Genomic DNA, 14,666 nt, shown 5'->3' on the forward strand with positions numbered 1-14,666 from the left:
GTGAGATGCGGGATATCAGACGCGCGAACACGCAAGCGCGTTGCCCGACTGTCCGCTGAATTGAAACGCCCTCGCGAGGCTGCTGATGACCAGCCCGATGACCGCATCGCGATGGGTATTGATGAAAAAATGATCCGCGTCGATGGCATGTTGCTCAAACGCACCACGCGTTTCCCGCGACCACGCCGCGAGATTGTCGGGTTCACGCGCGATTTCCCGGTCCTGCGTGCCGCCCAGCACCAGCATCGGACAATCGAGCGGCGGGCGTTGCCGATACGCATAGCTGCCGCATAGATGAAAATCGGCTCGCAGGAACGGCAGCACGAGATCCATGAATTCGCGGTTCGCGAGCAGTTCCTCCGGCATGCCGTTGAGCGAGCGCACTTCGTCGAGAAACTCGCTTTCCGGGCAGTTCAGCCAGTGCAGCTCGCGCTGGCGACGGCCTGGCGCCTTGCATGCCGACACGCCGAGCCACGCGGGATCGACGCCATGACGCTCGCGGATGGCGTGCGCGAACTCGAAGCCGATCAACGCCCCCATGCTGTGCCCGAAAATCGCAAACGGCCCGCCGAGATACGGTGCGGCGTCGGCGAGCAGCAGATCCAGCAACGCGGGCCACGCATGGAGCGCACGCATCGCATGGCGCACGCCGCGTCCAGGCATATGCAGCGGCACGAGCTTGATCCATGCGGGCAAGCGCTGCTGCCACTCGCGATACACCGCGGCGCTGCCGCCCGCGTACGGCAAACAGAACAGCGTCAACTCATTTGCCGACGCCGCACTGCGCGGCGCGCAATACGCCATCAGGCCGGCGCGGCGGCGCCATTCGCCGCGGCTTCTGCGTCCATCGCCTTGCGCAGGCTCGCGGGGCGCATGTCGGTCCAGTGCTCCTCGATATACGCGAGCACGTCCGCCTTCGGCCCCTTCTTGCCCACGGCGTGCCAGCCCGCGGGAATGGGCTTGTAGCTCGGCCAGATCGAGTACTGCTCTTCCTGATTGATCACAACCTCGAACTCGGCGTTCTCGTCATCCCAGCTCACGTTTTCCGTCCTCCACCCGTTTCCGATCGACAAATCTGCATGTTCGACGACGTTGATCGCGTCGCGACTGGCGCCGGATTGGCGTCGTTGAGGATGACCTCACATGCACTTTGAATGAGAATGCTTCTCAATCATTCAATAAAATTAATTCGTCTGATGGTGAATGTCAAGGGGATTCGGCTAAGCCCATACCGGTGCTAATGACGTTCTCGTCGATGTCATTCGGGTGCAGCAGGCGTGGGGGCGCTTGAGTGGGATGTGGATTTGCTTTCGAATTGATTTCGAAAGGTGGAGGCCGCGCGGAGCGGCGTGGCAGGCAATCTGGAGGGGGAATCAGGGAGGGCGACGATTGATTGCCGATGCTCAGCGCGGCGCGTCATAGACCGCTCGTCCCCGCTCGATGCGGCCTGGCCCGGCGTCTCAGCCATGAGCCTGTTCGCGCATCCAGCGCGTGGCGATCCACTTTTCACCCTGGCGCACCGGCGCGCCGCCGTGCAGGGTCAGCGCATCGAGCTGGCGCTGGCCGTTCATGTAGCGGAAGTACACCGCCGAGCCGCGCCTGCCGGTTATCGCGATGCCCGCGTCCGGAAACACGGTCTCGCCGCCATCGGCCACGTCGTTCAGATAGACGATGAGGGTCGCGACGCGCTGTCCGCCGCGCGCGGTATGCACGGCGCTGCCGGCCTGCTCCGGCGGGAAATAGTCGAAGTGCGGGCGATACTCGGCGCCGGAGCCGTAGTGCAGCACCTGCAATGCCTCGCCGTTTTCCACCGGCCAGTTCATCAGGCTGGCGAAACGCCGGTCGATGCGTTCGATGAAGGCGTCCTCGCCGCGCGGGTACCAGGCGCCCTGGCTGCTGCGGTTCTGGATCACATCCTCGCGGCCCGTTTGCGGATTGACCGTCGTGCTGCGCCTGAGACGAGGCATCGAGCGTGCGATCAATTCCTCGCATTCCGCCGCCGTCAGCACGTCGTCGAACACGACGATCTGCGGCCGCTCGCAGCGCATCGTGACCTTCACGTCGCGGTCGAATGCGCGGATCACGTTGCCCTGCGCGACCGGGCAGCGGTCGTACTGGTACGCGCCGGGCGCGGCGCGCGCCGGACTCGCCTTCGTGCCGGCTTCGGCGCGAGTGACGTTGCTGACGGCGGCGCCGGCCTCGGCACGATCGAAGCCCGCTTCCACCATGACGTCGATCATGGACTGCGCGCTGCAGCCACGCTCCACGTTAGTGGCCAGCCAGGCCTCCCAGGCGGCGTCGATGAACATCGCTCTGTTTTCCTTGAAATAAGTTCACTGGCCGAGGTACAGGGCCAACGCTCGCGGCCCGCCTCGCCCGGCTTGTCAAGCGTCGATTCGGGCAGTAACAACGCCATCGTCCCGGCCACGCAGTCGGCCAGCAGGCGAATGCCCGTGTCCAGCCGCAGCACGGGATTCAGCTGCGCGTCGTAAGGGTCGCTGATGCCGGTGAAATGCGCGATCTCCCCGGCACGGTCTCGACTTTAAAGGCCCTCCGATTTCACCCATGCGTTTCGCCGCAGCTTCGGCATATCACCGCAGGAATTCTGGGGCATGCTCAACGCTCCCTGCGTCGCTCCGGAAAGAACAGCAGCGCGCAAAAACTGACGAGGCATGCCGGTGCGGCGTACCAGGCGGCCGCCATGGGATTGCCGCTCCATTGAATCAGCGAAGTGACGATCGGTTGCGCCGTCGCGCCGAACAGCGCCACACCCAGCGCAAACGAAAACGCCAGGCCACGGGCGCGCACTTCGGCCGGCAATGCCTCCAGCACCAGCACGGTGCCCACGCTGCTGCAGGGTGCCACGAACGCGCTGATCAGCGCCACGCCCGCCAGCACCGTGGCCGTGTCGGGAGTCCGGGTAATGAAGTGGAACACAGGGTAGATCAGCAGGGTCGTGACGCCGGACGCCACCAGCAACAGCGGCTTGCGCCGTTGCAGACGATCGGCCAGAAGACCGGATAAGGGCGCGGCCAGCATCAGCACGATGGCGGACACCGCCGATGCAAGAAATCCAACCATCGCCGGCAGATGCATTACATGCGTCAGGTAGGTCGGCATGAAATAGCTGACGGTATAGGCCGGCACCGCGCGGCCCGCCACCGTGAGCGTCGCCAAAGCGAGCAGCTTGCCGTGACTCCTGAAAAGCTCGACGAGCGCAACGCGCCCCCCGCTCCTCGCCGCAGGGTGAACGGGGTCCTCGGGCAACCGCTGCCGGACGTACCAGCCGAGCGGCAGAATCAACAAGCCGATCAGGAAGGGAATGCGCCAGCCCCACGCGGCCAGGCTTGCGGCGGACAAGCGGCTCGACAGGAGCAAGCCCAGCAATGCCCCCATCAGCGGCGACGCGGCGGCCCCGACCAGTTGCCAGCTCACCACGTAGCCGCGCCGCGCATGGGGCGCGGCTTCCATGACATAAGCCGCGGCGGCGCCGATCTCGCCGCCCGCGGCCAGGCCTTGCAACAGCCGGCCGACGAGGATCGCAATCGGCGCGGCAATGCCCGCCACGCGATAAGGCGGACAAGCGGCGATCATCACCATGCCGGCCGCCATCAGCCAGATGGAAAGCGTCATGGCCGCCCGGCGTCCGACGCGGTCGGCGTACGTGCCAATAACAATCGCACCGAGCGGGCGGAACAAAAAGCCCACCCCAAAGGTGCCGACGGCCATCAAAAGCGACGTCATCGGCTGCGCCGCCGGGAAGAATTGACCGCCGATCCATCCAGCGAAAAGCGCGAAAACGGAGAAGTCGAAAATTTCCAGGCAGCTGACGAGGGATGCCGCGAAGACGATTGGGCGTAGCCGCCTCACGGGTGAGACGGTTGTGTCGATCCTCGCCGGATCGACGCCCTCTTTTGTCGTTCTTCTATCCACTGATACCGCCTTTCAATCCTCTTTAAACCATCGCGCAGCCCCTGTGCCGGAAAATTTTAATGGGATTCGCCCTGCCGCAATTTAAAAAGTTTCCCCAATGCCTTGAATGTCCCTCATCCGCAACATTACGCCACGCGCCTCATGGGTTTCCAGGCTGCAATCCTCACGGAGAGCGTTTCTATATTTCCCTTGGCGGCCCCTAATCTCTATCGTGCGATCTCATCGAGCATACGGCCGCGCGTTTCCAGCGCGAACGCGCCGATCACGACCGCGCCCAGCAGCGAGACGATCGCGAAGTACGCGAATACGGCCTCCACGCGCCACCACGTCAGCAACGCGCCGATCACAACCGGCCCGACCACGGAGGCCAGTCGCGTGATCGCGGAGGCCGCGCCCGCGCCGGTCGCGCGAATGCGCGTGGGATAGACCTCGGGCGCATAGACGTAGATGCCGCACTGGACGATCGCGATCATCGCCACGCTGATCGACGCGAGCACCAGCACGTGTTCCGCGCTCACGCGCGTGCCGCTTGCGGCCAGCCAGAGCATCGGCAGCGCCGCGCCGAGAAAGGCGAGCGTAAAGGTCTTGCGGCGGCCAAGCCAGTCGATCGCGAAGGTTCCCGCGAAAGTGCCCATGAGCGTCGCGATCATGCTCACGGTGCCGTAGCGCAGCGCCGTTTCGAGCGGCAGATGGTAGACCGTGCGATAAAGCGACGGCAGCCACACGAGAATGCCGTAGGTCGTGAGACTGCCGCACGCGGCCATCACCCAGACAACCAGCGTGCGCAGCGCGAAACCGCGTGCAAACAGTGCGCGAAACGATTCCTTGCGTGTCTCGTGCGCAGCCTCAGCGGCGAGTTCCGGCGCCTTCGCCTCGCCCGCCTGCGACGCGCCTGCACTGCGCTCCATCGTCTCGACGATCGCGTGGGCTTCGTCGGCACGGCCGTTGATCGCGAGCCAGCGCGGCGATTCGGGCGCGGCATGGGGCAGGAGCGCCGCCAGCACGATCGGCAGGCCGCCGAGCAGAAACATGGCCTGCCAGCCAAAGCGCGGAATCAGCCACATCGCAGCGACGGCCGCCACCAGATTGCCGAGCGCGAACGTCGATTGCAGCACGAAGATCACGCGCCCGCGGATGCGCGCGGGGCACACTTCGTTCATGTAAGTGGCCGACACCGGCGACTCGCCGCCCAGGCCGATGCCTTGCAGGAAGCGCAGCGCGATGAACACCGCGTACCCGCTCGCATACGCCGACGCCACGCTGCCTGCGGCGAGCACCACGAGCAGCCAGCGCAACACGCGCAGCCTGCCAAAGCGCTCGGCGGCCGCGCTGAACAGCAATGCGCCGAGCGTCTGCCCCACGTAGCCGCCCGAGACCAGCAGCCCCGCTTCGGTCGGCGTGAGATGCCAGAGACCGATCAGCACCGGCATCACGAAGGCGATCGTGAGCGCGTCGAAGGCATCGGTCATGTGCACGAAGCCGACGATGCCGAGCACGCGCGCGTGCCAGCGCGTAAACGGCAGTCGTTCGATACGCGCCGAAATCCGTGCGGCTTCCTGCAGGTCGGCGGCGCGAGCAGCGCCGCTCGCCTCGTAGTCTTGCGCCAGGCGGGTTAGTTCCATGGTGTCCTCGAAAGACAGGCTGTGGGGTAAGGCGTGGGTTTCGCCCGAATTACTTCGTTATGCTTATTTATACTGCGCGACGCGTTGCCGAACCGCGCGCGCTCGCGCTATCGCGCGGACGGATCAGGCAAGATCGAGCACCAGCGTGCCGCTCTTCGCACCCGACACGCAGATCATCATCGCGTTGTTGGCATCGCGCTCCGACTGCGTGAGCACGGCGTCGCGATGCTCCACGCAACCGCCCAGCACGCGTGTCTGGCACGCGCCGCACAAGCCTTCGCGACAGCTATATTCGACCTCCACGTCCGCTTCGATGAGCGCGTCGAGCAATGCCTTGCCGGCCGGCACGAACAGCAAGCGGCCGCTGCGCGCAAGCTCCACGGTGTAGCCCGCATGTTCGAGCGGCGCGACGGGTGCGGCTGGCGCGAAGCGCTCGATATGCACGTTACGCACGCCCGCGTGCGCACACGCCGACTCGAACGCCGCCAGCATCGCGCCCGGCCCGCAACAGTACGCGTGCACATCATGCGATTGACGCGCAAGACAGGCCGCGAGATCGAAGGGCCGCCCGCCATGTTCATCATCGAAATGCAACACGACATAGCCGCCCAGCGCCTTCAGCTCGTCGAGAAACGCGGCCTGCTCGCGGCTGCGCGCGCAGTACACGAACTGCACAGCGCGTCCGCGCTCACGCAGGCGGCGATACATGCACAGCATCGGCGTCACGCCAATGCCGCCCGCCACCAGCAGCGTGGTCGCCGCCGTCTCGTCGAGCGCGAAATTGTTGCGCGGCGCGCCGATCGTCAGCGTAGCGCCGCAGCGCAACTGCTCGTGCAGCCAGCGCGAGCCGCCTCGGCTATGGGCATCGTGCAGCACGCCGATCACATAGCGAGCGCCGTCCTCGGGCGCATTGACGAGCGAATAGCTGCGCACGAGGCCGTTGGGCAGATGCACGTCGAGATGCGCGCCCGGCGTGAACGCCGGAAACGACGCACCGTCCAGCGGCACAAGCTCGATACTCGCGATGCGCTGCGCCTCGTGACGCAGCGTGCGCACGCGCGCCTGCAAGCCGGGTTTCAAGCCCCCGCCGCCCGCTTCCTTGATCGACTCGTTCATATGCGCCTCACGCCGCTTCGTCGCCGGCATCGCCCGTGGGACGCCCGCCGTGCACCGAGAAAAAGCGCGCGCCCTCGGTCTTCTGCCCGATCGCCGCCTCGTACGCTTCGCGCACGGCGTCGGGCTGCCCGTATTGGCCAAAGAAGTCGCGCAGATACGCGCCGAGCAGCGGATGCGCCGCCAGCGCATCGCGCGTGAGGCCGTGCATCATCTCGTCGCGGCACGCCGACGGCAGGAATACGTTGCGATTGGCCTCGGCATCGGTGATGAGGCCCTTCGGCGTCTTGCCGGCGGCCACCGCTTCGAGTTCCTCGAAAAAGCGCCGGCGCATCATGACGATGCCGCGATCGCTTGCGCCCAGCGTCTCCTTCGTGCGGTCGGTGATGGCGCCCTGCCCCACCCATGCGGCGAAGTCCTGGTTGGCCACGTGGGTTGTGATCCAGTTGCCCTGCTCGTCGCGCAGCGGCCCATACCACGCCGGAATATGCTCCTGCACATAAGGCTCGCGCTCCTTCGGCACCTTGTTCAGGACCCACAGGATGCTCAGCGTGTTGTGATCGTCGATAGGCACGCGCCATTCGAAGTGATGGCCCAGATAGAAGCCGTTCGGCCAAAGCGTCACGCGGCCCGTGGTCCACATCGGATTCGCTTCGCTTTCGTGCGCGCGCAGGCGCTTGTAGACGAAGCCGTATTCGAACTCCTCGTAGAGCGTGCGCAGATGCGTGGGCACGTGTTCCGCGTGGCTGTCCTGCTGGCGCCCGGTCCAGTTGTTGTGGGTCCATTCGAAGTGGATCGGATCGATCGAGTTCTCCTGGCACTGGAACCAGTTGCAGGGAATCTCGGCCATCACCACCTGCGCAAAACCGTTCGTATAACTGAACGGTTCCCAGTCGGGCAATTCCGGCGCGGGGGCGGGTCCCATGTAGGCCCACAACATGCCGGCCTTCGCGCGCACCGGATAGGCCGTGATCTTCGTCTTCTGGCGCAGTCGCGCCTCGACATCGACGATCTCTTCAAAGGGCTGATGCGTGCATTGGCCGCTCTGGTCGAATTGCCAGCCGTGATACGCGCAGCGCAGGCCGCATTGCTCGACGAAACCGAACGCGAGATCGGCGTTGCGATGCGGGCAACGGCGCTGCACGAGACCGAAGTTGCCGCTCAAATCCTTGTACAGCACGAGATCCTCGCCGAACAGGCGGATCGGCCGCACCGCCTTATTGTCGAATTCGGCGACACCCGCGACCGGGTGCCAGTAGCGGCGCAGATAGTCGCCCATCGGGGTGCCGGGGCCAACTTCGGTCAGCAGCCGGTTTTTTTCTTCGCTCAGCATGTTGTGTGTCCTCGCAGTCTGGAAACGCGACGGTGTGCGCAGGCTGCGGCACGGCCCGTCGATGAGACACATTCTTGGCGACGGCGGGCAGCCCGCACAACCGCCTCAAAATCCAAAGAAGTCGCCGATCGTCCCAGCTTCGTCGGCCTGCTCACACCGTTCGCGCATCGGCTATGCGGGTTTCAACCGATGCGGATCGGGTCGCTTGGGCCTTGCCGTCAAAATAAACCGGCCTCAGAATCACGGTTCATTTTCGTTCTATATGTTCATATTTGAACATATAGAACGAACCGGCGATGCAACTTTGGCGAAGAGAGGCGAGACAGCGATGCTGAAAATTGGTGTGATCGGTGGAGGGATTGGCGGGCTGGCGGCGGCGATCGCGCTGCGCCGCGTGGGCCACGAAGTGACGGTGTTCGAGCAGGCGGAGCGGTTCGGACGCGTAGGCGCCGACATCAACCTCACGCCCAACGCGGTGCGCGCGCTCGACGGGCTGGGCATCGGCGCGCAGCTGCGCGAGACGGCGGCGCGCCCGAGCGCACGCGTGAGCCGCATGTGGGACACCGGCGAGGAAACGTCGCGGCTCGCGATGTCCGACGAGGCCGAGCGCCAATACGGCGCGCCGCAACTGACGATGCATCGCGCCGACGTCATGAGCGCGCTCGAAGCCGCCCTGGAGCCGGGCGTGCTGCAACTGGGCAAGCGCACCGAATCGTTCGCCCAGGACGCGCAGGCCGCCACCGTCACGCTCGCGGACGGCAGCACGCACGCGTTCGATCTGCTGATCGGCGCGGACGGCATTCATTCGGGCGTGCGGCGTCATCTGTTCGGCGCGGAGCATCCGCAGTTCACGGGCATCGTCTCGTACCGCGCGGTGGTGCCGGTCGAGCGCGTGCGCGGCGGCGACACCGGCGCGTTCGTCAAATGGTGGGGACCGAGCGACGATCTGCAGATCGTCACCTTCCCGCTCAATCGCGGCCGCGACGTGTTCGTCTTCGCGACCACGGCGCAAGGCGACTGGACCCACGAGTCCTGGACAATGCCCGGCGACCCCGACGCGCTGCGCCGCGCCTACGCCGGATTCCACCCCGAAGCGCGCGCGCTGCTCGACGCTTGCGACACGGTGCTGGCCTCGGCGTTGTATATTCGCGATCCGCTGCCGCAATGGAGCGGCGCGCGCATGACGCTGCTCGGCGACGCCTGCCACCCGATGATGCCGTTCATGGCGCAGGGCGCGGGCATGGCGATCGAGGATGCGGTCGTGCTCGCCCGCGCGCTCGCCGACGTGGGCGCCGACGCGCCGGACGCCGCCGCGCCCGAGGCGCTGCACGCTGCGCTCGCGCGCTACGCGCGGGCGCGTCAGGAGCGCACGGCGCGCATCCAGATCGGCTCGCGCGGCAACAACTGGCTCAAGAGCGGCGGCAACGCCGACTGGGTCTATGGCTACGATGCGTGGACCGTGCCGCTCGCCTGAAGCGGGCGCGGCCCGAAAACGAGAACCGATGATCGACGACCTTCCGAACCCCGCGCCCGCCGCGCAATCTGCTCAAGCAGCAACGAAAGCCTCCGACGCCACCTCGCCTGTCGAGCGCGCGTTCCGGCTGCTGCGTTACGTGGCCGAAGGCGGCTCGACCGCCAACCTCAGCGACGTCGCGCGCCAGATCGGCGTGAACCGCGTGACGTTGATGCGCCTGCTGGATTCGCTCGAAGCCGCGCAGTTAATCGAGCCGCAACCCGGCGGCGGCGCGCATCGGCTCGCGTTGCCGTTCCTCACGCTCGCGGCGAGCGCGCTCGGCGCTTCGGATCTCACGGCGCGCGCGCGCCAGGTTCTGCCGGAGCTGGTCGCGCAAACCGGGCTTTCGGCGTTTCTCGCGGTGCTCGAAGGGGCGGAAATCGTCTATCTGCTCTGCGAGACGCCCGACACGCCGCTCGTCACACGTATCCGCACGGGCAGCCGCCTGCCCGCGCATCGCGCGACGCCGGGCCTCGCGATGCTCGCGCATCTGCCCGACGACGCGCTGCACGCACGCTACGCGCAGCAGCCTGCAAGCGAGCGCCCCTCCGACTGGGCGGCGCTGGCCGCCACGCTCGAAGCCGTGCGCGCGGAGGGTTGTGCGTGGAGCTTTTCCGGTCTAGAAGCGGGCATCGATTCCTGCGCGGCGGCCGTGTGCGACGCGCGCGGCGAGGTGCTCACGGCGCTCAGCGTCGCCGGCCCGAATAGCGCTTTTTCCGCCGACGAAAGCCTGCGCGCGCGCGTGCAAGCCAGCGTGAAGCACGCCGCCGATACCCTTTCACGCGCCAGCTTTTAGGTCAGTCGTAGTCGTCCAATCCAGTGAAACGATGCGCGCCCCGCTGCTCACAGCCGGATCGCCGAACGCAACTGCATGCCGAAAGCGCCATTGAGACTTTCGTCGGCGAGACGATCGAGTTCGTCGCGCATCAGCTTCATGCTGGCGGGGGAAAACTCGCGCAACGCGTCGAGGTTTTCGAGCAGCAAGTGTCGCACTTCACGGTCGAATCCGCCGCCCAATGCCATCGTGCGCGCGTGACGTGCATCCTCGTCCAGCAGCAGGTCCGTCGCGGCGATCAGGCGAATGTCCTCATGGACCTTACGTGACGATCCCGCGTAGATCAATCGGTGTCCATAGCGTTTTGCGAGCTGCCTGAACCAGGGGCTGCGCAAGGTCCAGACACTGCCGTGCAGGACGAAATGCACGAACGGTATCTGGGCAAGCCGCTCCACGTCCGCAAGCCGCCACGGCCCGTCATCGTCCAGCAGCCGATCCAGGTTCGCCATGACGAGCACCGCATGGGGAGCGAGGCCGATGGCCCCGCGCACGCGCTGGCGCTGCAGTCGCGAAAAGTGCCCGTGCCACGGATCGGGCAAGCCCTTCGCGGTACGCGCAACAAGCGTTCGACCGTGTAACGTTTCATCGAATGCGAGTAGCGTCGCGCCGCGTGTCGTGATCGATTCGAGCGTTCCTTGCGCCGTTGCGTGAACGCCGAACGGCTGCCCGACACGATCTTCCGCGTTGTAGAGAAACACGAACGGGCACGCCGAGCCCAACCGATTGCGATAGACCGGCAATCGTGTCGCCAGCGCGTCGAGGTAGTCGTCGGCGCCCAGAAATACGAGGTCGGCGCGTGCGGACCGCGCGACCACGTCCGCAACGGCATCGAGCAGGGCATCGACCGCCTCGCGATCGAGCACGCCCGAATGCCTGCGATCCGGGTCCATGGGCGAGGCCACGAAATGAACGTCGGTCCAGGTCGAAGCGACGTGCCTCGCCAGTTCGCCGCAGGCGTAATCCGCACGCGTCGCAACGAACACCGGGCGGCACGACGCCCCGCGAATGGCGGAGATCGACCTCGCCATGACCTCCAGGCGAAAGCCGCGCGCAACGGGTTCGACGAAAACAATGGGCGATGTTTCAGTCATGAAGGCACCTTGCATGCGCGTCGCGGCCCGCTCGATCAGGCTCGGAGCGCAGCGCCAAATCAGAAGATATGATTCGCAATACCAATTATTTTCAGAATCAATTCCCGCTCGTCGGTATCGAGCGCGTCCTGCTCGCAATCCGCGAGTTGCTCCAGCGAAGACGAAAGGCTATGGATATTCGGTGCGGCCCGCGAAACGATCGGCCAGTGGCGCATCAGGCAGCCAAGCGCCACGACGCTGCGCCGGGCGCACCACCGCTCAAAGAGCGCGCCGCACAATTGCTCGACTTCGGCAGCGAGCTGCATATGCTCTATCTGCTGCACTTGCCGCGTCATGCACTCGTCCATGAACGGCTCCTGAAGAGACCCTGCGTTCAAGCTGCCGCCACGCTCAGTTTCGGCGCATCGCGCGCTCAGCGCATGAACAGATTCAGATCGAACACGTAATCAGGCAGCGCCGAGATCTGCGGATTGCTCAGATTCAGGTAGGTGATATCGCTGTTCATGAGCGTGCTGTGAAACGTGATGCGCGAAATGAACGGGCGCACCTGGCCATCCACGCGAATCTGATTACCGTAATCCATCGTCGATGACTTGAACTTCTTGCCCGATACCGTGTAGTACTCGGCCATGACGCCCAGCAGGCGCTTCTTCGATACCCAGTACTTGATGCGGTCGTACGTTGTCTTGTCGCTTTTCGCCTTGAGGTCGAAGACATAGCAATCGTCGCCGTCCACGGTCTCGTCGGGAAGCTGATTCGCTTCGTAGTCCTCGGCATAGTTCGTCGAGGCGATGTCGCCATATGCGGCGTCGCCCAGCAGCTTCTGGCGCTGCGAGATCGGCACCGGCTTCGACAGGCCAGGCTTGTAGAACCACATGCTGGAGCTGAGCATGAGGAGCTTCTGGCCGCGAGACTTGGGCGGCGCGAGCGAAAGCCCCGACACGTCGAAACCGCGCGCCTTGATCTCGTACGACATATCGTCGAGGACTTCATTGTTTTCCGTGGACTGGACGCTCACCTGCCAGGACACACCCGCCACGTTCCCGCGCGCCTCGTCGGCGGCCTTGAGGATTTCGTGCGGCGTGAGCGACGCGTGCGCCGCGGCCACCATCGCGAGACTGGCCAGCAGCCCGGCGAAACCGAAGATGCGCTTTATAGCCAGCTTCATAGTCCGCTTCATGATTCACCTCCTCATCGAAAATCAAGCGGGTTTCGCGGCGCTCAGGCGTAGCCGAGCGCATTCACGATCACCATGCGCGCCGCCTTGCGTGCCGGCATCAGCGAAGCCACCAGTGACAGGCACAGAAGCGCGAGGATGCTGTAGATCCAGTACTCCGGCACGAAGTAAATCTGCAGCGGCACCTCGCGGCTAATCTGCGGCGGCACCCAGGTGGGCTGAAACCATGCGACGGCCCACAGCACGCCGAGGTTGAGCACCGCCCCGAGCAACGCGCCGAAAACCCCGAGCATCAGGCTCTCCAGCGCGAATAGTCCGACGATGCCGCGCCGACGCACGCCCAGCGCGCGCAGCGTGCCGATCTCGCGCGTGCGCTCCATGATCGCCATCGTCACCGTATTGACGATGCTCATGACGACGATCGTGAAAACGATCAGGAAGGTGATAAGGAAGATCACGTCGAACATCTTCTTCACCTTCGTATAGAACGGCGAAAGCTCGTTCCAGGTCTTCACATCCACGGCAAGGCCGGCAGCGCCAAACTCGCGTTCGAGTTCGTCCCGCACGGCGAGCGTGCGCGTGTCGTCGCGCAGGAGAATCGTGAGGCGATCCACGTCGGTGGTGTCGTAGAGACTCTGCGCGAACTTGAGCGGCACCGTGGCGAAGGAGTTCTCCAGCGCCTCGTCGGGCGCGTCGATAAGCTGCACGATCTGCGCATCGAGCGCATTGATCTGGCCGGAAATCGTCGGCGACATCGCCACCGCGCCCGTGCCCAGTTTCAGGTTCAGTTGTTGCGAAAGCCCGTGAGTGATGCCGATGCCATAGTCCAGGCCGTCTGACAACGGCTTGCCGTCATAGAGCCTGGCGCGCCCCATCACGCCGACCGCGTGGCTGGCGATGGCCTGGATATCGCCCGGCACGCGGCCCGGCGCAAAGAAGATCGTGGAGACTTTTCCATTGCTCAGCAGTCCGGATATTTGCAGTTGCGGCGTCACGACAAGCACCTCCGGATGGCGTGCCAGAATCGCCCGCATCTTCTTCACGTCGCTTTCGGACAGCAGATATCGCGTCGGCTCCAGCTTGCCGTGCAACAGAAAGCCCTGCTTGAATACCGTGAGATGGCCGTTGGACTCCGCGTAGATATAACTGTCCTTGAGACTCTGGAAGATGTACTGCGTGAAGCCGCCGAGCGTGTTGACGGCAAGAAATCCCATGCCGATCGCGAGTATCGTGAAGAGCGATCGACGCCCGTTGCGCCACAGATTCCTGAGCGCGAGCTTGAACCAGGTCATCATCAGTATCTCCCCATGGCGTAGTTGACCACCGGCCTGTGAACGCGGTCTTCGATCAGCGCGCCGTCGCGCATCATGATGCGGCGATCGACACGCTCCAGCAGGCGTTCGTCGTGCGTGGAGAACACGAAAGTCGTGCCCTCGCGCTCGCTGATATCGCGCATCAGGTCGATGATGCGACGCGCGTTGTCCGAGTCGAGATTGGCCGTCGGCTCGTCGGCGACCACGAGGCGCGGATTGGCGATCAGCGCGCGCGCGATCGCCACGCGCTGCTGCTGGCCGCCCGAGAGCTTCGACGGGCGATGCGTGGCGAAGCCCGACAGCCCCACGTCGGCAAGACGCCGTTCGGCCGCATCGATGCAGGCGCGCGAAGCGCGCCGGCCGACCTGCAGCGGCAACATCACGTTTTCGAGCGCGGAGAGTACCGGCAGCAGGTTGAAGCCCTGAAAGACGAAGCCGATCTTGCGATTGCGCGCGCGGCTGCGCGCGTCGTCGCTGAGCGTGGCCGCATCGATCCCTTCGAAGAGCACCGTGCCCGATGTGGGCGCGTCGAGCAACCCGATCAGATTGCACAGCGTGGACTTGCCCGAGCCAGACGGTCCCCACGCCGCGACGAACTCGCCCGCCTGGATCGAGACATCCACGTTCCTGAGCGCCGTGATCTGCGACTCGCCAAGCTGGTATCGCTTGACGACCTGGCGCATCTCCACGAGCGGTTCGCTAGCCTGAGTCATGGCGAGTAGGGTCATGTGAGGCT

Annotated in this window: 14 protein-coding genes; 2 read left to right on the plus strand and 12 right to left on the minus strand. The window is 65.1% G+C overall.

Going from position 1 to position 14,666, the window contains the following annotated elements:
* Positions 1 to 15: 15 nt before the first annotated feature.
* The 7 genes from B0G62_RS14175 to B0G62_RS14205 all read right to left on the minus strand — a co-directional run bounded on the left by B0G62_RS14175 (position 16) and on the right by B0G62_RS14205 (position 8,001).
* The gene (locus tag B0G62_RS14175; protein WP_167401248.1) at positions 16 to 762 is read right to left on the minus strand and encodes a thioesterase II family protein; all 747 of its coding nucleotides are present in this window, start codon (positions 760 to 762) and stop codon (positions 16 to 18) included.
* 41 nt (positions 763 to 803) lie between these two features.
* Positions 804 to 1,040: an MbtH family protein gene (locus B0G62_RS14180; RefSeq protein WP_103704833.1), complete on the minus strand. Its 237-nt coding sequence runs from the start codon at positions 1,038 to 1,040 to the stop codon at positions 804 to 806.
* A 420-nt stretch (positions 1,041 to 1,460) separates the two neighbouring features.
* Entirely contained in the window at positions 1,461 to 2,309 is an 849-nt protein-coding gene (locus tag B0G62_RS14185) for a 2OG-Fe(II) oxygenase (RefSeq protein ID WP_103704834.1), read from the minus strand.
* A 307-nt stretch (positions 2,310 to 2,616) separates the two neighbouring features.
* Positions 2,617 to 3,870: an MFS transporter gene (locus tag B0G62_RS14190; RefSeq protein WP_244193254.1), complete on the minus strand. Its 1,254-nt coding sequence runs from the start codon at positions 3,868 to 3,870 to the stop codon at positions 2,617 to 2,619.
* A 269-nt stretch (positions 3,871 to 4,139) separates the two neighbouring features.
* Complete coding sequence (locus B0G62_RS14195) at positions 4,140 to 5,555, minus strand: MFS transporter (protein WP_103704835.1); 1,416 nt, start codon at positions 5,553 to 5,555, stop codon at positions 4,140 to 4,142.
* 123 nt (positions 5,556 to 5,678) lie between these two features.
* A complete protein-coding gene (locus B0G62_RS14200; protein WP_103704968.1) occupies positions 5,679 to 6,671 on the minus strand; it encodes a PDR/VanB family oxidoreductase in 993 nt (330 codons plus the stop codon).
* Positions 6,672 to 6,678: 7 nt separating this feature from the next.
* On the minus strand, positions 6,679 to 8,001 hold the full coding sequence (locus tag B0G62_RS14205) for an aromatic ring-hydroxylating oxygenase subunit alpha (RefSeq protein WP_103704836.1): 1,323 nt from the start codon (positions 7,999 to 8,001) through the stop codon (positions 6,679 to 6,681).
* A gap of 328 nt (positions 8,002 to 8,329) precedes the next feature.
* On the opposite strand from B0G62_RS14205, the gene B0G62_RS14210 reads away from it, so the two are divergent.
* Together B0G62_RS14210 and B0G62_RS14215 are read left to right on the plus strand one after the other, a co-directional pair.
* Entirely contained in the window at positions 8,330 to 9,475 is a 1,146-nt protein-coding gene (locus tag B0G62_RS14210) for an FAD-dependent monooxygenase (RefSeq protein ID WP_103704837.1), read from the plus strand.
* Positions 9,476 to 9,503: 28 nt separating this feature from the next.
* Positions 9,504 to 10,310 (plus strand): IclR family transcriptional regulator, encoded by an 807-nt coding sequence (locus B0G62_RS14215; RefSeq protein ID WP_103704838.1) that lies wholly within the window; start codon positions 9,504 to 9,506, stop codon positions 10,308 to 10,310.
* A gap of 47 nt (positions 10,311 to 10,357) precedes the next feature.
* Here the strand turns inward: B0G62_RS14215 and B0G62_RS14220 are convergent, their stop codons facing one another.
* The 5 genes from B0G62_RS14220 to B0G62_RS14240 form a co-directional block, all read right to left on the minus strand.
* Complete coding sequence (locus tag B0G62_RS14220) at positions 10,358 to 11,440, minus strand: hypothetical protein (RefSeq protein ID WP_146055276.1); 1,083 nt, start codon at positions 11,438 to 11,440, stop codon at positions 10,358 to 10,360.
* A gap of 59 nt (positions 11,441 to 11,499) precedes the next feature.
* Positions 11,500 to 11,787, minus strand: a complete 288-nt coding sequence (locus tag B0G62_RS14225) for a hypothetical protein (RefSeq protein ID WP_103704840.1) — start codon at positions 11,785 to 11,787, stop codon at positions 11,500 to 11,502.
* 65 nt (positions 11,788 to 11,852) lie between these two features.
* On the minus strand, positions 11,853 to 12,620 hold the full coding sequence (locus B0G62_RS14230) for an outer membrane lipoprotein-sorting protein (protein ID WP_103704841.1): 768 nt from the start codon (positions 12,618 to 12,620) through the stop codon (positions 11,853 to 11,855).
* Between the two features lie 41 nt (positions 12,621 to 12,661).
* On the minus strand, positions 12,662 to 13,912 hold the full coding sequence (locus B0G62_RS14235) for an ABC transporter permease (protein ID WP_103704842.1): 1,251 nt from the start codon (positions 13,910 to 13,912) through the stop codon (positions 12,662 to 12,664).
* Positions 13,912 to 14,658 carry an ABC transporter ATP-binding protein gene (locus tag B0G62_RS14240; RefSeq protein WP_103704843.1) on the minus strand — a complete coding sequence of 249 codons (747 nt, stop codon included), beginning with the start codon at positions 14,656 to 14,658 and terminating at the stop codon, positions 13,912 to 13,914. Before B0G62_RS14240 ends, B0G62_RS14235 begins: the two co-directional genes overlap by 1 nt.
* Positions 14,659 to 14,666 lie beyond the last annotated feature (8 nt).

The organism is Paraburkholderia eburnea, assembly GCF_002917095.1.
Classification (GTDB): domain Bacteria; phylum Pseudomonadota; class Gammaproteobacteria; order Burkholderiales; family Burkholderiaceae; genus Paraburkholderia; species Paraburkholderia eburnea.